Origin of the sequence: Mycolicibacterium frederiksbergense (assembly GCF_012223425.1) — a bacterium.
In the GTDB taxonomy this organism is placed as follows: Bacteria; Actinomycetota; Actinomycetes; order Mycobacteriales; family Mycobacteriaceae; genus Mycobacterium; species Mycobacterium frederiksbergense.
Map to the genome: position 1 here is coordinate 5,297,141 of NZ_CP038799.1, position 17,326 is coordinate 5,314,466.

Here is a 17,326-nt window from a genome sequence, read left to right on the forward strand (position 1 = left end):
AACACGTTCCAATTCAGGGTGTGCGCGCGTATTCTTCGGGCATGAGCCGTATCGGAGATTTCGCTGATGACGACGCCGCCGCATGGATCACCAAGTCACCCGACATCGGTGTCGCGATGGCCGGATACACCCACGCCGTCTACAACAAGAACCGGCTGCCGATGCGGGTCCGGGAACTGGCCCGGATGGTGATCGCGCTGGACAACGAGTGCGTCGTCTGCCAGAACACGCGCGACTCGGCGGGTGCCGAGGCCGGCGTCGACGAAGACCTCTACGAGCACGCCGCAGTGTGGCGGACCTGGCCGGGCTTCAGCGAGCAGGAGCGTATCGCCGCGGAGTTCGCCGAGCGTTTCGCCGCCGATCACACCGGCCTGCGCGATGACGAAGAGTTCTGGGAGCGCTGCCGTGCGGAGTTCAGCGACGAGTTGCTGACCGACCTCGCCCTCTCGTGCGCGATGTGGTTGGGCATGGGCCGCATGCTGCGGACCCTCGACATCGGCCAGTCCTGCAAGATCACGCTCTAGCCGCAGCGCCGGGTAGCACAATGGCTGATGTGAGTATCCCGGCAGCCACACCCCATGGCGCTTCGGCCATCGCAACATTAAAGGGCGCCGGCGTCCGGACCGTGATCGGCACCGTGGTGAATCCGGCCGGCCTGACGATGGCCAAGGCGGTGCCGTTGCGCAGGACCACGCATTTCGCCGAACCGGGTCTGGGTGCCAGCCCGGTCTGGCATGTGTTCGCCATCGACCAGACCGGCATCGTGTTCGGCGACCACACCGGCGTCATCGGAGACCAGCGGGTCCGGATCGATCTCGCGGGGCTACGCATCGTGGACGACGGAATCGCTTGGGCGCCAGGGTCTTTCTTCGCCCAGGACGGCACCCCGGATCCATACTGCGCGCGCGGCACCCTGCAGCGGGTACAGCGCCGGCTGGCCGACGCCGGTATCGACAGCAGGGTCGGCCACGAACTCGAGTTCGTGCTCGTCGGCCCCGACGGCGCGGCGCTGTCGTCGGCGCTGTGGGCGCAGTACGGCCTGGCCGGCATGCTCGAGTTCGAGGGGTTCGTCCGTGACGTGATCGATGCGGCGGACCGATCCGGGCTGGCCATCGAACAGATCCATCCGGAGTACGGTGTCAACCAGTTCGAGATCTCGCTCGCTCCAGCGGATCCGGTGACAGCGGCCGACCAGCTGATCCTGGCCCGGATGGTGGTCTGCCGAACGGCGCGCCGGCACGGTCTGCGGGTCAGCCTGTCCCCGGTACCTTTCGCCGGCAGTGTGGGATCCGGCGCGCATCAGCACTTCTCGATGACCCGCGATGGCGCCCCGCTGTTCTCCGGCGGCGCCGGCGTGCACGGTATGACGCCGGAGGGGGAGTCGGCGATTGCCGGTCTGCTGGCCGGTCTGGCGGACGCCCAAGGGGTGCTGTGTGGTTCGATCCTCTCCGGCCTGCGCACCCAGCCGGGCCACTGGTCGGGTGCGCACGTCTGTTGGGGAACCGAGAACCGGGAGGCCGCGGTGCGCTTCCTGCTCGGCGGGCCGAGCAATCCCTACGGTGCGCACGCCGAAGTCAAAGTGGTCGACCCTGCCGCGAATCCGTATCTGGCAACCGCGGCGATCCTCGGATTGGCGCTGGATGGAATCACCCGCGGGCTGCCGATTCCGGGCGAGATCCGCGTCGACCCGGCCACGCTGAGCGAGGGCCGGCGCATCGATGCCGGGGTCACCACCTTGCCGGCGCAGCAGGCTGACGTGCTCGACGCGCTGGACCGCTCGACACTGATCCGCGACATCCTGGGCGATGCCGTGGTCGACGCCACGGTGGCAGTCCGCCGCTATGAGCAGCAGACATACGCCGACCGCGCAGACTCTGAGCTCGCCGACCAGTTTCGGCTGGCCTGGAGTCTGTAATGGAAGATCCGCTGGCCGAACACATTGGCGCGGTCCCGTTGATCGATCACCACGTGCATGGCTATTGGACGCACACCGGGCCTCGGCGCACATTCGAGAACGGCCTCAACGAGGCCAACACTGAGCCGTTGGCCACCTTCGATTCCGGGTTCGACACCCAACTCGGCTTTGCGGTGCGTGCGCACTGTGCACCGCTGTTGGGCCTGCCCGCCCATGCCGATGCCGACAGCTATTGGGCGGCCCGCAGCATGGTTTCGGATGACGCACTCGCACGACGCTTTCTGGGTGCCGCCGGGGTCACCGACTGGCTGGTGGACACCGGATTCGGGGAGGGCATCAGTGATCTGCCCGCGATGGCCAACGCCGGCGGTGGCCGGGTCCATGAAGTGGTCCGACTGGAAGCGCTGGCCGAAGATGCTGCCGCGCAACCGGGGGACTACGCGGCCGCATTCGAGGCGGTACTCGCCGACCGGGGCGCCCGGGCGGTGGCCACCAAATCGATCCTGGCCTATCGGGGCGGCCTGCGTGGAGACCTGTCCGAACCGTCGCAGCGCGACGTCAGGGAGGCGGCGCAGCGTTGGCGCGCGGCGGGCGGACGACGCCTCACGGACCGAGTTCTGCTTCGTTTCGGTCTGCACCAGGCGCTCCGGTTGAACAAGCCGCTGCAATTCCATATCGGATTCGGGGACAGGGACTGCGATCTGGATGCCGCAAATCCGTTGCACCTGTCGAGCTTTCTGCGTGAGGCCGGTGACACGCCGATCATGCTGCTGCACTGCTATCCGTTCGAACGGGAGGCCGGCTATCTGGCGCAGGCGTTCAATCACGTCTATCTCGACGGCGGCCTGGCGATCAACCACCTCGGTGCAAGGTCGAGCGCGTTCATCGCCCGGTTACTGGAGATGGCCCCGTTCCGCAAAATTCTGTACTCCTCGGACGGGTTCGGCCCGCCGGAGCTGCACTATCTGGGAGCAATGCTGTGGCGCAGGGGAATTCATTCGGTCCTCGACACCTTCGTGCGCAGCGAAGAGTGGGGTCTGGCCGAGGCCATCCGGGTGGTCGATTTGACGGCGTACCAGAACGCGCGTCGCGTCTACCGATTGGAGTAGTTCGATGACACCGGCGGCGGGAATCGCGGCGGCGCTGACATTTGTGTGGCTGGGCATGGTGGTTGCGATCTCGTTCATCGAGGCGCCGCTGAAATTCCGGGCGCCCGGGGTGACGTTGCAGATCGGGCTCGGGATCGGCCGACTGGTTTTCCGCGCGCTCAACGGCGCCGAAGTCGTTCTGGCCGTGTCCATCATGATTGCGCTGCTGCTGACCGGCGCATCAAGGCTGGAACTGATCGCGGTCACCATCGCGGTGATCGCGCTGGCCGCCCAACTGATGGGCGTACGGCCGCAATTGACCAAACGCTCCGATGCCGTGCTGGCCGCCGGACCGGAGGCCGCGCAGCTACCTCGGTCCCGCGCACACTACGTCTATGTCGCCCTCGAGTTGGTCAAGGTGGGGTCGCTGGGCGTCGCCGGGGCCGCGCTGCTCGCCGGCTGAATCCGAACGCGACCCACCGGGGTATCACCCACCCCGCGCGGGTTCGGTTCGAACATCGGCGGGTTCGTGGGCCGGGCACGTTACGGGCGGGGCGGCGTCGACCGCCCTGGCGCGGATCCTGGCGCCCCGGTGCGGGACCAGGATGACGCCCTTGACCCGTGACCGCTCGGCGCGAGCAGTGCTGGTGTGCAGATCGACGCGGCGCAGCACCTCACCCAACACCACCGCCATCTCGACCAGCGCGAAGTTCGCGCCGAGGCACCGGCGATTGCCGCCGCCGAACGGCAGCCATGTCGTCGGGCCGAGGGCGGCGCCGAGCATGCGGTCCGGGTCGAACCGGTCTGGATCGGGGTACTGCCCGGCGCCGCGGTGCACCAGTCCGATTCCCGGTGCCACCATCACACCCGCCGGCAGCCGGTACCCGGCGACCTCCGTCGGCTCGGTCAGGATGCGACCGATATCGAACACCACCGGCCGGATCCGCAGCACCTCCTTGCACACGGCGTCGAGGTATTCGTCGGCGCCGGTGCGTGCCGCGTGCACGGCCTTCGCCAGCACCGCCGGGTGCCGGGTCAACCGTTCCAGCGCCCACGACAGCGAGGTCGCGGTGGTGTCGTGACCGGCGACCAGCAGGGTCATCAGTTGATCGCGGAGTTGGGAGTCGGTCATGTCGCCGGTGCGGATCATCATCGCCAGCGCGTCGGTCCGGGCGTTCAGATCGGGATCGGCCCGGCGTTCGGCGATCTCGGCGTAGAGCAGGCGGTCGGCCTCGCGCAAGCGGTCCCGGAACGGGCGCCACGGCGCGAGGCGCTGAAGACCGGGGGTGTTGATCGCCAGGTATTCCCACACGCCGATGCTGAGCAGTTTCGGCATGATGGCGCGCAACTGGGTCAGCCGGTGTTCGTCAGTGGCCCCGATGACGGTCCGCAGGATCACCTCGAGCGTGATCTCGGACATCTTCGGGGCCACCGCGAACCGACGGCCGACCGGCCAGCCCGCGATGTTGTCCGCGGCGATCCGGGCGATCAGCCCGGTCTGGCGGGCCACCGCCTCCCGGCGGAACGGTGCCAGCATCAACCGCCGCCGATCGCGGTGCTCTTCATCATCGACGACCAGCACGGAGCTGGATCCCAGCAGCCCGGCGAGCATCGAATTGGCTTCGCCGGCATGGTAAACCGCCGGATCGCCGCCGAAGACGGTCTTGATGTCATCGGGCCGGGCCAGGTAGATCAGGGTGCCCATGGAGGCCACCCGCAACGTGAACACATCCCCGTAGCGGCGATGGCAGGCCGAGACGAACCGGGGCCAGAACTTCATCATCAGCCCGGCCTGGACTCCCGGCGGCAGCGGTGGCCCGGGCGGTAACGCGGTCTCGGTCACGTGTACGAGTCTATGGCGCGGACCGCGGTCCTCAGAGCAGATCGGTCGCGTCGTAGACCCAGGACATGTCGGCGGTGGCGAAATCGTCCAGCCAGTTCGGCGGGGCGAAGTTGGCCAGCGCACTCATGTCCCAGTAGTCCTTCCAGATGGTGATCCTGTCGTCGACGACCTTGTGCACCGTGACGAAGCGCAACTGTGCGACCTCACCGGTCGGCCACGTCCAGGTCTCGGAGTGCTCGTACATGACGTTCGGTCCGTCGGCGACCAGCAACCCGTCGTGGTTCTCGTACCCGGCAAGGACTTCGAGCCCGATCTTGAGACGTTTGACGATGTCCTCAGGTCCGCGCGCGGCGGCGGCCGGGCCCACCGGCATATCGGCGTAGATGCAGTCCGGTGCGAGATACGTCTTCACCTGATCCCAGTCGCGCGCCGACAGTGCCCGCCACATGCCCAGGATCGTTGCAATTTCCCCGCGCTGCGCTAGGCCGTGCGTCTCAGCTGACATGGGCCAGTTCGTTCTTGTCGGTGGGCAGAGCGGGGGAGCGGTGCGCCGCCCGCAGGAACCGTCCGGTGCGCTGCGTGCCGACCAGGTCGGTCGGCCGGCCCTCGAGGAACACCGCGCGACCACCCACCAGGACGGCGTTGACGGTGTCGTCGTTGCGGTTGACCATTCGAGACAGCCCGCCGTAGCAGTCGACGGTGTGCTCGGCGTAGGCCTCCAGGGAGGCGTCCAGGCGGGCGGGATCGACGATGACGACATCGGCGCGGTCCCCGATGCGCAGGTGCCCGGCGTCGAGGCGGTACCAGTCGGCCAGTTCGCCGGTGAGCCGGTGGACAGCCTGTTCGATCGTCATGAACGGCGTGCCGGCGCTCTCGGCGTCGCGGACGTGCTTGAGCAGCCGCAGGCCCATGTTGTAGAACGCCATGTTCCGCAGGTGCGCCCCGGCATCGGAGAATCCGAACTGGATCCCGGGCTCGCGGGCCAACTTCTTGAGCACGTCGGGCCGGTGGTTGGAGATGGTGGTGCGCCAGCGCAGGGCGCGCCCGTGCTCGCACACCAGGTCCAGGAAGGCGTCCACCGGGTGCACGCCGCGGTCCAGACCGACCTGCCCGAAGGAGCTGCCGATGACGGTGCTGTCCGGGCAGTCCACGATCTCGGCATCGTGGAAGTCGCGCTGCCAGACCCGGAGGCCGAACCGGTTCTCGTAATCCTTGCGGAACTGCCTGCGGTACAGCTCATCGCGCAGCAGATCGTTGCGTTCCACTTCGTCGCGCAGGTGCAGGGCGGCGGCACCGGCGCCGAATTCCTCGAACACCACCAGGTCGATACCGTCGGCGTAGACCTCGAATGGGACCGGCAGGTGTTGCCAGCGGAAGTTGCCGCCCAGGCCGTTGATGACCCGAGCGAGCGGGCCGAGCAGCTTGATGGCGTGCGGATTGGCCTTGATATCGGCCGCCGACAGCAGGCTGGTCTTGAGGGGATTGCGGAAGACGCCCAGTGACTGTGCCAGCTGCGACGCCAGGTTGAGTGGATTCTGGATGTCCGGCCCGGACTGCAACACCCGGCCGGCGCGGCGCAGCAAGGACTTCAGCCGGCGTAGCTCGCGTGGCCCGGCGTAGGTCGAAGGCAGCGTCCGTGATCGGCAGATGTCTCCGTCGATCTTGTCGAAAAGGAGTTGTTGTGAGGACATTCCGACGAACCCTGCGTCGAGCGCCTCGGTGAGCATGGCTTCCATCCGGGCCTGCTCGCGCCGGGTGGGGCGGTGCCGTTTGCGGGTGGCGCGGTCCAATCCCATCACCGCGGTGCGCATATCGGAGTGACCGATGAAGGCGGCGAGGTTGGGGCCCAGCGGCAGCGACTCCAGTGCCTCGACGTATTGCTCGGCCCCGCTCCAGGTCTTGTTCTTCTCGACGGTGTCGATCACGAATTCGCGGGGGATGGCCTCCACCCGGCCGAAGAGATCGCCCGCATCGGCGCCACCAACGTGCACCGTCGACAGCGAGCAGGAGCCGAGCATCACGGTGGTGACGCCGTGGCGCAGTGATTCGGCCAGTGATGGCAGGCCGAGCACCTCGATGTCGTAGTGGGTGTGGATGTCGAGCATGCCGGGCAGCACCCATTTCCCGGAGGCGTCGAGGATCTGGGGACACCCGGTTTCGTCCAGGGGTTCGGCGCTGATCGTGGCGACCTGGCCGTCCCGGATGCCGATGTTGCGGACCGCCGACGGCGCGCCCGTCCCGTCGAACCAGCGGCCCCCGCGGATGATTGTGTCGTAGGTCACCCAGACATCAGAGCAGTGCGGTCGAGCGGGTGTCAACGAAAATCGTGAACAGATTCCAAAAGGTGTCTACTGGCGGAGGCGCATAATCGTTAAGTGTGACCCCGTTGCAGCGGTACATCGCCGAAGAGATCGCGACCGACCACGTCGACGGGCTGCTGTCGCGGCGCGAAGCGATGCGCCGGCTCGCGCTGCTGGGCGTTGGCGCGTCCGCGGCGACCGCGCTGATCGCAGCCTGCGGATCGAACTCCGCTCAGCCGACCCCGGCGTCGACAGAGACAGCCACCCCGACGGCGTCGGCTCCGCCGGGAATGGACACCGCGGTGGAGACCACCGCGATCACCTGGGCCGGCCCGAAGGGGGAATTGCAGGGCGCGTGGGCGCAGGCGGCCGAACCCAAGGGCGCCATCCTGGTGATCCACGAGAACAAGGGCCTCAACGACTGGGTGCGCACGGTGGCCGGCCGGCTCGCCGGAGTCGGCTACTCGAGCCTCGCGATCGACCTGCTCTCCGAGAACGGCGGCACCGCCACCTTCGCCGACCCCGCCGAGGCGACCGCCGCACTGGGTAACCGCGCTCCCGAGGAGATGGTCGCCGACCTGAAGTCGGGGATCGGCGAGGTCTCGGCACGCACCCCGGGGGCCGGGATCGCGGCCGTCGGCTTCTGTATGGGCGGTGGACTGGTGTGGCGGCTGTTGGCCGCCGGCACTCCCGAACTGGCCGCGGCCTTCCCGTTCTACGGGCCCACCCCTGACGCCCCCGACTTCGCCGGGTCGAAAGACGTAGCCGTGCTCGGTTTCTACGGTGAACTCGACCAGCGGGTCAACGCCACCGAGCCCGTCGCCCGCGCCGCGCTGGAGCGGGCCGGGCTGGTCCATGAACTGGTGACCGAGCCCGGGGCCAATCACGCGTTCTTCAACGACACCGGTGACCGGTATGACGCTGGCGCCGCCGCCGACGCCTGGCGACGAACGTTGGATTGGCTGTCCGTGCACGTCGGCTGACCGGCGCTCAGTCCGTGCCCCAGCCGTCCGGGCAGTAGCCGTCGATATCGGTGAACCCGTACTCCCTGGCCAGCTCCACCGAGGTGACCGACCGCTGATTCCAGCGCGTGCGCATCTCATCGGCCGCCATCGCGGCGACTCCTCGTCCGACGAACCGCGGCGTCTCGGACTCGGCGAATCCCGGCGGCGCGCTGGGGTACCCGTCGTCACGGCCGGCGTGTAGGGCGGTGCGCCAGTTGTCCTCGGTCACTCCGTAGTTGTCCAGCATCATCTCCGAGCGCAGCCAGCCTGGGCTGACCGCGACGGCGGTGGCGCCGACCTGTCGCAGTTCGTGGCCGTGGCTGAAGGCGAGCCGGTTGACGGCCATCTTGGCGAGATCGTAGAACACCGACAGTCGAAACGTATCGGCATTGTATTCCGTTGTGCCATCGGTAATTTCGACCAGCAGGCCGCCGGGTCGGGTGACCAGCAGCGGGAGCAGGCAATGTGAGGTGATCAGGTGCGTGCGGACACCGAGATCGATGATGCGCAGCCCGTCGTCGAGGTCGTGTTCCCACATCGGCCGCCCCCAGGTCGCCGGCGGCCCCTTCAGCACTTCCGCGCCCCAGATGTCGTTCACCAGAATGTCGATGGTTCCGTGATCGGTGCGGATACGGTCTGCCAGCGCACGAACCTGGTCGGGCACCAGATGGTCCACCTGGACCGCCACCCCGGTGCCGCCGAGCGTATTGACCAGTGCTGCAGTCTCTTCGATGGTTTCCGAGCGGTCATAGTCCGAACCGCCGCGTCCTGTCACACTGCTGCGGCCGGTGCAGATGACGGTCGCCCCCGCCTCGCCCAATGCCGCAGCGATACCCCGGCCGGCGCCTCGGGTGGCGCCGGCCACGACGGCGACCCGGCCGCGCAGTGCCCCGGGGCCCGGTAATCCGGCCATGGACGCAAAGTATGCGCGTGGACACCGAACCTCGTGGGCGAACCCGGATAGCGCACATTCACCCTGCGTTAACGCACCGGTGGGCCCGGCGTGTTCGTACGCACATGGGTGGCGGCTGTGATGGGCACATGCGAGTCGTGCAGGTCGCGAACTTCTACGGTCCGCGGTCCGGGGGGCTGCGGACCGCCATCGACCGGCTTGGTGCGGAGTATGCCGCGGCCGGTCACCAGGTCACCCTGGTGGTACCCGGTGACCGGGCCGCGCGCCACACCTTGGAAACGGGTGTCACCCGGCTGTCGCTGCCCGCGAAGCTGATTCCCCTCACCGGTGGCTACCGCGCGGTGCTGCCCGGCCCGGTCACCGCGTTACTGGCCGAGTTGGAGCCCGACGCCCTGGAGGTGTCCGACCGGCTCACGCTGCGCTCGCTCGGCCCGTGGGGCAGGCGGCGGGGCGTCGCCACCGTGATGATCTCCCATGAACGGCTGGACCGCCTGGTCGGGCAGATCCTGCCGGCGAGCGCGGCGCGCGCGGTCGCCGACATCGCCAATCGCCGCACCGCACACAACTACGACGCGGTGGTCTGCACGACAGCCTTCGCCCGCGAGGAGTTCGACCGGATCGGTGCAGACAATGTCGTCACCGTGCCCCTCGGAGTCGACCTCCATCAGTTCCATCCGCGGCACCGCAGCGCACAGCTGCGCAGCCGCTGGGCACAACCGGAACAGACTCTGCTGGTGCACTGCGGCAGGCTGTCGGTGGAAAAGCACGCCCACCGCAGTATCGACACCGTTGGTGCGCTGCGCGATTCGGGTATCGATGCGCGTCTGGTGGTGGTCGGTGAAGGCCCGTTGCGGGCCCGGCTCGAACGGCAGGCGGCCGGGCTGCCCGTGGATTTCACCGGTTTCATCGGGTGCCGCGATACCGTCGCCGGCATCCTGGCCTCCGCCGATGTCGCGCTGGCGCCGGGCCCGCACGAGACCTTCGGCCTGGCGGCGCTGGAGGCACTGGCCTGTGGCACGCCCGCGGTGGTGTCGCGCACCTCGGCGCTCGCCGAGATCCTGACCGCCGACAGCGGTGCGACCGCGGACAACGATCCGGCGGCCATCGCGCGGGCGGTCACCTCCGTGGTCTCCCGGCCCGAGACGCAACGCCGGATCGACGCGCGGCGCCGCGCCGAACAGTTCACCTGGCCGCGCGCCGCTGCAGGCATGCTCGACGTGCTCGCCCGGCGCTGACACCGAAATTGCGCAGCCGGGTATGGATGGTGCGCCGGTGCCATACGATTCCCGACATGGTGGTCTCCGCGGTGGCATGGTCCGGGTTGGCGATACCCGCTCTGATGGTGGCTGCGCTGAGCGGCGGGGGCCAGGCCGTCGCGGCGCCCGCTGACCCCGGCTGTGCGACGACGCTGACGGCACCGCAGGTGATCGACGTGTCCGGCACCGCCATGGTGTCGGCCTCGGCATCGCCGGGGGCCTGTAACCGTGCCGCGCCGCAACTGCAGGTCGCCTGCCTGCAATTGGTGGGCAGCACCCTCGCGCCGGTGTGTGTACAGGCCGAGGGGCCGGGCACCGCGCGGGTGTACTTCGCCCCGTACACCCCGGGGGCCAGCTATGTGGCCACCGGCCGCAGCTGCGCCAATGCCGGTAGCCCGCCGGTCACCTATTGCCGATCTGCCGGACCGCTCACCGCAACGCTGTAGCGGCCCGTGGCCTAGCCTGCGCGCGTCCACCGCACCGGCAGGCGCTTGATGCCGTGGATGAACGGCGACAGCAGCCGATCCGGCTCGGCGTCGGCCGCCATATCCGGTATCTGCCGGTGCAATTCCTCGAACGCGACCGTGATCTCCCGACGGGCCAGGTTGGCGCCCAGGCAGAAATGTGCACCGCCGCCCCCGAACCCGACATGCGGGTTGGGGCTGCGCCGGATGTCGAAACGCCAGGGGTCGAGGAAACGTGTTTCGTCGCGGTTCGCCGATCCGTACCACAGGGTGACCTTGTCGCCGGCGGCCATCGCGACACCGCTCAGCTCGGTATCGCGGGTGAGGGTGCGCCGCATGTAGGCCACCGGGGAGGCCCAGCGGATGATCTCCTCGACGGCGGTCGGCGCGAGCGCGTCGTAGTCCGACCACCAGAGGTCGCGTTCTTCGGGAAAGCGGCTCAACGCGGCGACGCCATGGCTGATCGCATTGCGGGTGGTCTCGTTGCCTGCGACCACGAGCAGGATAAAGAACGACGCCACTTCCGCCGATGTCAGCTGTTCACCGTCCACTTCGGCGGCCACCAGTGCGGTGGTCAGGTCATCGCCCGGTCGAGCCCGACGGTCCTCGGCCAGATCCTTGGCGTACGCGCCGATATCCATGGCGACGCGCGCGAATTCGTCGAAATCGGTGGTGAGGTCGGGGTCTCCGAAACCGAGGATCACATTCGTCCAGTGGAAGATCTTGTCGTGATCGTGCTCGTCGATGCCCATCATGTCGCAGATCACCTGCAGCGGTAGTGGGCCGGCCAGCGTCGTCACCAGGTCGGCCCGGCCGTCGGGATGGTCGGCGACCATCCGCGACACCAGGTGGCGGGCGCGTTCGCGTACCGATTCCTCGATCCGGGCGAGCACCTTCGGGGTGAAGGCACTGCGCACGATATTTCGCAGCCTGCTGTGCCGCGGGTCGTCCATCGCGATCATCGATCCGAAGTACTCGGCGAGCTCGGGTGTCTGGTCGCCGATGGTGATGTTCGGGCTGGAACTGAACACGTCGGGGTGCCGGCTCGCGAAGTGCACGTCGTCGTAGCGGGCCAGCGCCCAGTGTCCGGCGCCGGCGTCGACTCCTTCCCCGGTGATCGGCGCGTGGAAGGAGACCGGCGCTTCGCGGCGCAGGGTGGCGAAGGCGGCGTCGCGGAAGTCGTCGTCCCGCGACCAGAAGCGCCAGGACCCCAGATCGACCTCGGCCAGGTCGACCTGCGGGGGCTGCGAACCGTTGACCCGTGTCGCGATCGGCATGGCCGTAGCTTAGGTTCGCCGCGCCGCGGGTCACCGGGTTTTGAACCGGCCGCTCAGTCGGGCAGGTCGTGACGCACCACGCGGACGCGGCCGTGTGGCAGGCACGCCGCGTACCCGTGGCGCTTGCCGTACAACTCCCACGAAGTGTGCGCATCGTCGCTGGGAACGTCGATGTGCTGACCGCCGGAGAACTGCAGGTGCAGGCTGCCGTCCTCATCCCAGTCGGCATGTGTGCACGTGGTGCCGGCGAAATCGAAGAGCGGCTTCTGCTCGTTGCGTACCACGGTCGGATCGATGGCGACCACCTCGGACGCTCCCGAGGGGGCGCCGGCGATATCGGGCAACGTCAGCTCCAGCGGTGCGGAGATGACGAGTTCGTTGTATTCGTCCAGGTTGAGCACCAGACCGTCGCGGAACATGATCCGCTGCAGCGTGCGCCCCTGGATCCATTGTTCGGTCATTTCTCCACTTTGGGCCGTTGCTGGGCCCAGCACAAGAGATGATGGGCTGTTCGCTCCGGCTCGGGTTCTGCGCTGTTGTCCAGACCGGCGATCGCAGGTGAAAGCCGCTGTTTGAACGCCTGACGAAGCGGGCCGCACGCCAGACACTGTTCGCTGATGTAAACGCTTGCGGCTCCCGGGCGTAAACTCCACGCAACGGGGGAGGGTTCACGCAACGAGCCGGTCCATGTACGTGTCACTAGTGAAAGGGCTGACTTGCCCGCATCAGACAACCGAGTTCCCGAAACCGGTCTCAAACCGCACTTCGAGGACGTACAGGCGCATTACGACCTGTCGGACGACTTTTTCCGGCTGTTTCTGGATCCCACCCAGACCTACAGCTGTGCCTATTTCGAACGCGACGACATGACCCTGGAAGAGGCTCAGTACGCGAAAATTGACCTCTCGCTGGGCAAACTTGGACTTGAGCCCGGAATGAAGCTCCTCGACGTCGGCTGCGGGTGGGGCGCCACCCTGAAGCGCGCCATCGAACGTTACGACGTCGACGTGGTCGGGCTGACGTTGAGCCGCAACCAGCAGGCTCATGTCCAGGAGCTGTTCGACGGACTGGACACCGAGCGGTCCCGCGAGGTCCTGCTCGAGGGCTGGGAACAGTTCAGTGGGTCCGTCGACCGGATCGTGTCGATCGGCGCCTTCGAGCATTTCGGAGCCAACCGGTACGACGACTTCTTCAAGATGGCCTACGCCGCGCTACCGGCCGGTGGCTCGATGCTGCTGCACACGATCGTCAAACCCAGTGACGTCGAGTTCGGGGACCGCGGGCTGCCGCTGACCATGACGAAGCTCAAGTTCTTCAAGTTCGTCATGGACGAGATCTTCCCGGGCGGAATGTTGCCGTTCGTCTCGGTCGTGGAGGAGCATGCCGCGAAGGCCGGATTCCAGGTGCAACGGGTGCAGTCGCTGCGATTGCACTACGCGCGGACGCTCTCGATCTGGGCAGACGCCCTGGAAGCTCGCCGTGACGAGGCGATCGCCATCCAGTCCGAAGAGGTCTACGACAGGTATATGCGGTACCTGACCGGCTGCTCCGAGCTGTTCCGGGACGGATACACCGACGTCTGTCAGTTCACGCTGCACAAGGTCTGATCGGTTCACCTCGCGGCTTCGAGGGCTTGGCGCAACGCATCGGGTAGTTCGCGTTTCGCCCAGCCGTCGGTGGACACCACCACGTAGACGTTGCGCCCGCGCACCGCGACCTGTTCGATGTCGCATGGGTCGCCGGGTGCGGTGCGCGACACCGTGAAGCTCACGGCGAAGCTGGTGGTGCCGATGTGGTCGCACACCGCGTCGACCCGGACATCGTCGCGCCAGCGGACCGACGTCAGGTAGTCGATCTCGCTGTGGACGACCTGGAAGTCGACGCCGGTGGTCGTCAATTGCGCGTCGTCGACGCCGTGGCCGTCCAGCAGCGCGGTGCACGCCTCGTCGAACCACGTCAGGTAGTGGCCGTTGAACACCACGCCCTGCTGATCGATCTCCGCGTACCGGGGCACGATCTTCAGTGAACTCACGTCAGCCACCATGCACGACGACCGCGGGTCACCGCTAGCATCGAGCGGTGACGTCTGCGGCGATGGAATCCCGATGAGTGCGCCCACCCTCGTCACCGTCGGCGAGATCAGGGCGGCGGCGGATCGGTTGCGCGGCAGCATCATGCGTACTCCTCTCATCCCGGCGCCGTGGGCGGATCCCGGCCGGCCGCTGTTCATCAAACCGGAGAGCCTGCAGGTCATCGGCGCGTTCAAGGTGCGCGGTGCGCTCAACGCCATCGGCCGCATCGATGACGGGCTCCGGCAGCGCGGCGTCGTCGCCTATTCGAGCGGAAATCACGCGCAGGCAGTTGCTTACGCCGCCGCCCGATTCGGCATCGACGCGCACATCGTGATGCCCGAGGAGACACCCCGGGTGAAGGTGGCGCGAACCAGAAGCCACGGCGCCCGGGTGGTGTTGTGCGGTGCGGGTCAACGAGAAGTGGTTGCCGCGCAGCTCGTCGAGGACACCGGAGCCACGTTGGTGCCGCCGTTCGACCATCCCGATGTCATTGCCGGCCAGGGCACGATCGGTCTGGAGATCGCCGAGGACATGCCCGATGTCAGGACCGTGCTGGTTCCGGTCAGCGGTGGCGGGTTGGCCTCCGGTATAGGCACCGCCATCCGCGCGTTGTGCCCGGATGCGCAGATCTTCGGGGTCGAACCCGAACTGGCGGCCGACACCGCCGAGGGGTTGCGTCGGGGAAGCCGGGTCAGCATGCCGATCGAAGACCGTAACCGCACCATCGCCGATGGTCTGCGGTCCGAACCGTCGGAACTGACCTTCGCGCACCTGCAGCAGGTGCTCACCGATGTGCTGACCGTGAGCGAAGACGAAATTCGTTCCGCGGTAGCAGAACTGGCTGTGCAGGCGCGTTTGGTCAGCGAGCCCAGCGGGGCGGTGGCACTGGCCGCCTACCGGCGTCACCGGACACCGGCGGGCAAGACCGTGATGATCCTGTCCGGCGGCAACATCGAACCGGCGCTGCTGGCACAGATCGTGGCGGAGTCACCAACGGTCGGGGTTGACCAAGGGGACGGACACGGCGCAACCCCCACGCGCGCAGTGTGACCAGGCATCCTGTTCGGCAGCGGCCTTGAGTCGGCGGCGCTGTCCGGCCCATCCGCACGAGCAGGTCGCCGTGGAATGGCCGAAGCCGCGGTTGAACACGTAGACCGTTCCGTGTCCGGTGGTCTCCGCGAAAAGATCTTCGAGCAGCATGGATTTCATCGGTTTATCTCCTTCGTCGACCTGACCTCGGTGTCATGTAGACGCACTGGCGCAGTTCGATTCTGCGCCGCAGCACCTCGGAATGGCGGGACCTGCGGGTCACGAGTCGGCGCAGATCCAGTCAAGCCGAAGTAACTGGTGATCCGTCTCTACCCGGGGTCTGGAGTTGCTAAACCCGGTGCCCGTCCACGTAATTGACGCCGCGGCAGGTTGCTGTGCTAGTGCACACCCTCCATCAACCGGCTGATGCGTCCGGTCAATGCCAGTACCACCAGACCCGCGCCGATCGCCGTCAGACCGAGGATGCCGAAGTAGGCGAACTCGTGTGCCGGGTCGTAATAGCCGGCCAGCACCCCGGACATCGACGTCCCGAGGCCGACGGAGAAGAAGTACAGCGCCATCATCTGCGCCCGGAAGGCCTCCGGCGCAAGTTGAGTCGTCACGGCCAAGCCGATCGGGGAGATCATCAGCTCGGAGACCGCGAAGGCGGCCATGACCGCGACGATGAACAGTGCGGGTACCGCTCGTCCGGTGGTGCCGGCGAACGGCAGGAACAGCAGGAATGCCACACCCATGCCGATGACGCCGTAGGAGAACTTGCGCGGCGTGGTGGGTGCGCGTTGCCCCAACCGCGTCCACATCACGGCGAACAGCGGTGACAGCAGGATGATCCAGACGGGCTCGATCGACCCGATCCAGCTCGACGGGGCCGTCCATCCGAAGATCGACCAGTTCATCCGTTCGTCCGAGTAGACCGCCAGCACGGTGAAGATCTGCTGGAACAGCGACCAGAACACGGCATTGGCGATGAACAACGGAATGAAGGCGCGGACCCGGGTGCGTTCGAGAGCAGCGACTTTCGGGCTCGTCAACAACAGGATGAAGTAGCCGATGGCGGCGACGATGATGACCCCGGTGGTCACCTGGGACAGGTTCTCCAATGTCACCAGACCGGTGGCAAAGACCAGGACGGCGATGGCGACCACGCCGACGGCGACCCCGACGGCCGGCAGCACACCGCTGCGCGGCAGCGGGTTCGGCACCTCGCGGCCATGGTTACCGAGGTTGCGCCGGAACACCACATACTGGGCCAGGCCGAAGGCCATACCGATTGCGGCGGCACCGAATCCGTAGTGGAACCCGACGTGTGTCTGGAGCAGGCCGGTGATCAGGGGCCCGGCAAAGGCGCCCAGGTTGATACCGAGGTAGAACAGCGTGAATCCGCCGTCGGCGCGCGCGTCGCCCTTGTCGTACAGCGTGCCCAGCAGCGACGAGGCGTTGGCCTTGAGCGCGCCGGAACCGAGTGCGACGAGAACCAGACCTGCTGCCACCCCGGTGATTCCGGGCAGTACCGCCAGCGCGATGTGTCCGAGCATGACGACGATGCCGCCATAGAACACCGTGCGTTCCATGCCGAGGACCCGGTCGGCCAGCCAGCCGCCCAGCACCGTCGACAGGTACACCAGCCCGCCGTACGCGCCGACGATGCCGGTCGCCGTGGTCTTGGACATCTCGAGGCCGCCATCGGTGGCCGAGTAGTACAGGTAGTACCCGAGGATGGTGAGCATCCCGTAGAAGGAGAACCGTTCCCACAGTTCGACGCCGAACAGATTCGTCAATCCGATCGGGTGACCGAACAAGGTCCGTGCTGCCTGCTGATCCGTCTGGCCGCCCCCGGCCGGTTCCGCCCCAGTCATAGCGCCACCTTTTCACGATGTCTCCCCGGCCCGGTGCATTGTCGGGAAGTCCTGGCGGGTCGCCCCGGTCCCGACGTTATGGGCAAATCAGCCGATGCGCTTCACATGGCTATTTACTGCTGCAGCAAACCGAAAGGCGAAGATTTGCGTGCACGGGTGGGTTCCCGGCTGCAACGAAGGTAGTCTCAGCCGGATAACGGGACGGTGGCTGCATCGTCACGACGCGGTCGCCTGCGCGTGGCCGAAGAGGGTCCGAAGGGGTACATGTGGACGCGGTGCTCGGCTTGT

The 17,326-nt window shown here is 67.3% G+C and carries 17 protein-coding genes; 9 read left to right on the plus strand and 8 right to left on the minus strand.

What is annotated here, in order from left to right; genetic code table 11:
- Nucleotides 1–41: 41 nt before the first annotated feature.
- The 4 genes from EXE63_RS28575 to EXE63_RS28590 are packed head-to-tail and all read left to right on the plus strand — an operon-like array spanning nucleotide 42 to nucleotide 3,466.
- Nucleotides 42–524, plus strand: coding sequence for a carboxymuconolactone decarboxylase family protein (locus EXE63_RS28575; protein WP_168144732.1), 483 nt, complete (start codon nucleotides 42–44; stop codon nucleotides 522–524).
- A gap of 20 nt (nucleotides 525–544) precedes the next feature.
- Nucleotides 545–1,915 carry a type I glutamate--ammonia ligase gene (locus EXE63_RS28580; RefSeq protein ID WP_168144733.1) on the plus strand — a complete coding sequence of 457 codons (1,371 nt, stop codon included), beginning with the start codon at nucleotides 545–547 and terminating at the stop codon, nucleotides 1,913–1,915.
- Complete coding sequence (locus tag EXE63_RS28585) at nucleotides 1,915–3,024, plus strand: amidohydrolase family protein (RefSeq protein WP_168144734.1); 1,110 nt, start codon at nucleotides 1,915–1,917, stop codon at nucleotides 3,022–3,024. Before EXE63_RS28580 ends, EXE63_RS28585 begins: the two co-directional genes overlap by 1 nt.
- A gap of 4 nt (nucleotides 3,025–3,028) precedes the next feature.
- Complete coding sequence (locus EXE63_RS28590; protein WP_168144735.1) at nucleotides 3,029–3,466, plus strand: hypothetical protein; 438 nt, start codon at nucleotides 3,029–3,031, stop codon at nucleotides 3,464–3,466.
- 24 nt (nucleotides 3,467–3,490) lie between these two features.
- Here the strand turns inward: EXE63_RS28590 and EXE63_RS28595 are convergent, their stop codons facing one another.
- The 3 genes from EXE63_RS28595 to EXE63_RS28605 form a co-directional block, all read right to left on the minus strand.
- Nucleotides 3,491–4,786, minus strand: a complete 1,296-nt coding sequence (locus EXE63_RS28595; RefSeq protein WP_234904663.1) for a cytochrome P450 — start codon at nucleotides 4,784–4,786, stop codon at nucleotides 3,491–3,493.
- A gap of 91 nt (nucleotides 4,787–4,877) precedes the next feature.
- Nucleotides 4,878–5,351: a nuclear transport factor 2 family protein gene (locus EXE63_RS28600; protein WP_168144737.1), complete on the minus strand. Its 474-nt coding sequence runs from the start codon at nucleotides 5,349–5,351 to the stop codon at nucleotides 4,878–4,880.
- A complete protein-coding gene (locus EXE63_RS28605) occupies nucleotides 5,341–7,128 on the minus strand; it encodes an N-acyl-D-amino-acid deacylase family protein (RefSeq protein ID WP_168144738.1) in 1,788 nt (595 codons plus the stop codon). Before EXE63_RS28605 ends, EXE63_RS28600 begins: the two co-directional genes overlap by 11 nt.
- A 95-nt stretch (nucleotides 7,129–7,223) precedes the next feature.
- On the opposite strand from EXE63_RS28605, the gene EXE63_RS28610 reads away from it, so the two are divergent.
- Nucleotides 7,224–8,129, plus strand: a complete 906-nt coding sequence (locus EXE63_RS28610) for a dienelactone hydrolase family protein (RefSeq protein WP_168144739.1) — start codon at nucleotides 7,224–7,226, stop codon at nucleotides 8,127–8,129.
- A gap of 7 nt (nucleotides 8,130–8,136) precedes the next feature.
- On the opposite strand, the gene EXE63_RS28615 is transcribed toward EXE63_RS28610, so the two are convergent.
- Nucleotides 8,137–9,063 (minus strand): SDR family oxidoreductase, encoded by a 927-nt coding sequence (locus tag EXE63_RS28615; protein ID WP_168144740.1) that lies wholly within the window; start codon nucleotides 9,061–9,063, stop codon nucleotides 8,137–8,139.
- Between the two features lie 128 nt (nucleotides 9,064–9,191).
- Between EXE63_RS28615 and EXE63_RS28620 the strand changes: the two genes are divergently transcribed.
- On the plus strand, nucleotides 9,192–10,298 hold the full coding sequence (locus EXE63_RS28620) for a glycosyltransferase (protein WP_168144741.1): 1,107 nt from the start codon (nucleotides 9,192–9,194) through the stop codon (nucleotides 10,296–10,298).
- Between the two features lie 56 nt (nucleotides 10,299–10,354).
- Entirely contained in the window at nucleotides 10,355–10,765 is a 411-nt protein-coding gene (locus tag EXE63_RS28625; RefSeq protein ID WP_168144742.1) for a hypothetical protein, read from the plus strand.
- Between the two features lie 11 nt (nucleotides 10,766–10,776).
- On the opposite strand, the gene EXE63_RS28630 is transcribed toward EXE63_RS28625, so the two are convergent.
- Both EXE63_RS28630 and EXE63_RS28635 read right to left on the minus strand, forming a co-directional pair.
- The gene (locus EXE63_RS28630) at nucleotides 10,777–12,060 is read right to left on the minus strand and encodes a cytochrome P450 (protein ID WP_168144743.1); all 1,284 of its coding nucleotides are present in this window, start codon (nucleotides 12,058–12,060) and stop codon (nucleotides 10,777–10,779) included.
- A gap of 53 nt (nucleotides 12,061–12,113) precedes the next feature.
- Nucleotides 12,114–12,521 carry a DUF6188 family protein gene (locus EXE63_RS28635; RefSeq protein WP_168144744.1) on the minus strand — a complete coding sequence of 136 codons (408 nt, stop codon included), beginning with the start codon at nucleotides 12,519–12,521 and terminating at the stop codon, nucleotides 12,114–12,116.
- 255 nt (nucleotides 12,522–12,776) lie between these two features.
- Between EXE63_RS28635 and EXE63_RS28640 the strand changes: the two genes are divergently transcribed.
- Nucleotides 12,777–13,667 carry a cyclopropane mycolic acid synthase family methyltransferase gene (locus tag EXE63_RS28640; RefSeq protein ID WP_168144745.1) on the plus strand — a complete coding sequence of 297 codons (891 nt, stop codon included), beginning with the start codon at nucleotides 12,777–12,779 and terminating at the stop codon, nucleotides 13,665–13,667.
- A 5-nt stretch (nucleotides 13,668–13,672) separates the two neighbouring features.
- Here the strand turns inward: EXE63_RS28640 and EXE63_RS28645 are convergent, their stop codons facing one another.
- Nucleotides 13,673–14,104 carry an acyl-CoA thioesterase gene (locus EXE63_RS28645; protein ID WP_168144746.1) on the minus strand — a complete coding sequence of 144 codons (432 nt, stop codon included), beginning with the start codon at nucleotides 14,102–14,104 and terminating at the stop codon, nucleotides 13,673–13,675.
- Between the two features lie 61 nt (nucleotides 14,105–14,165).
- Between EXE63_RS28645 and EXE63_RS28650 the strand changes: the two genes are divergently transcribed.
- Nucleotides 14,166–15,182 (plus strand): threonine ammonia-lyase, encoded by a 1,017-nt coding sequence (locus EXE63_RS28650; RefSeq protein ID WP_168144747.1) that lies wholly within the window; start codon nucleotides 14,166–14,168, stop codon nucleotides 15,180–15,182.
- A gap of 377 nt (nucleotides 15,183–15,559) precedes the next feature.
- Here the strand turns inward: EXE63_RS28650 and EXE63_RS28655 are convergent, their stop codons facing one another.
- Entirely contained in the window at nucleotides 15,560–17,038 is a 1,479-nt protein-coding gene (locus EXE63_RS28655) for a peptide MFS transporter (protein WP_168144748.1), read from the minus strand.
- Nucleotides 17,039–17,326 lie beyond the last annotated feature (288 nt).

What these genes read in the sequence shown, in the direction of transcription:
- EXE63_RS28575 (WP_168144732.1), top strand. Translation starts at nt 42, where the DNA reads ATGAGCCGTATCGGAGATTTCGCTGATGACGACGCCGCCGCATGGATC.
- EXE63_RS28580 (WP_168144733.1), top strand. Translation starts at nt 545, where the DNA reads ATGGCTGATGTGAGTATCCCGGCAGCCACACCCCATGGCGCTTCGGCC.
- EXE63_RS28585 (WP_168144734.1), top strand. Translation starts at nt 1,915, where the DNA reads ATGGAAGATCCGCTGGCCGAACACATTGGCGCGGTCCCGTTGATCGAT.
- EXE63_RS28590 (WP_168144735.1), top strand. Translation starts at nt 3,029, where the DNA reads ATGACACCGGCGGCGGGAATCGCGGCGGCGCTGACATTTGTGTGGCTG.
- EXE63_RS28595 (WP_234904663.1), bottom strand. Translation starts at nt 4,786, where the DNA reads ATGATGAAGTTCTGGCCCCGGTTCGTCTCGGCCTGCCATCGCCGCTAC.
- EXE63_RS28600 (WP_168144737.1), bottom strand. Translation starts at nt 5,351, where the DNA reads ATGTCAGCTGAGACGCACGGCCTAGCGCAGCGCGGGGAAATTGCAACG.
- EXE63_RS28615 (WP_168144740.1), bottom strand. Translation starts at nt 9,063, where the DNA reads ATGGCCGGATTACCGGGCCCCGGGGCACTGCGCGGCCGGGTCGCCGTC.
- EXE63_RS28620 (WP_168144741.1), top strand. Translation starts at nt 9,192, where the DNA reads ATGCGAGTCGTGCAGGTCGCGAACTTCTACGGTCCGCGGTCCGGGGGG.
- EXE63_RS28625 (WP_168144742.1), top strand. Translation starts at nt 10,355, where the DNA reads ATGGTGGTCTCCGCGGTGGCATGGTCCGGGTTGGCGATACCCGCTCTG.
- EXE63_RS28630 (WP_168144743.1), bottom strand. Translation starts at nt 12,060, where the DNA reads ATGCCGATCGCGACACGGGTCAACGGTTCGCAGCCCCCGCAGGTCGAC.
- EXE63_RS28635 (WP_168144744.1), bottom strand. Translation starts at nt 12,521, where the DNA reads ATGACCGAACAATGGATCCAGGGGCGCACGCTGCAGCGGATCATGTTC.
- EXE63_RS28645 (WP_168144746.1), bottom strand. Translation starts at nt 14,104, where the DNA reads ATGGTGGCTGACGTGAGTTCACTGAAGATCGTGCCCCGGTACGCGGAG.
- EXE63_RS28650 (WP_168144747.1), top strand. Translation starts at nt 14,166, where the DNA reads ATGAGTGCGCCCACCCTCGTCACCGTCGGCGAGATCAGGGCGGCGGCG.
- EXE63_RS28655 (WP_168144748.1), bottom strand. Translation starts at nt 17,038, where the DNA reads ATGACTGGGGCGGAACCGGCCGGGGGCGGCCAGACGGATCAGCAGGCA.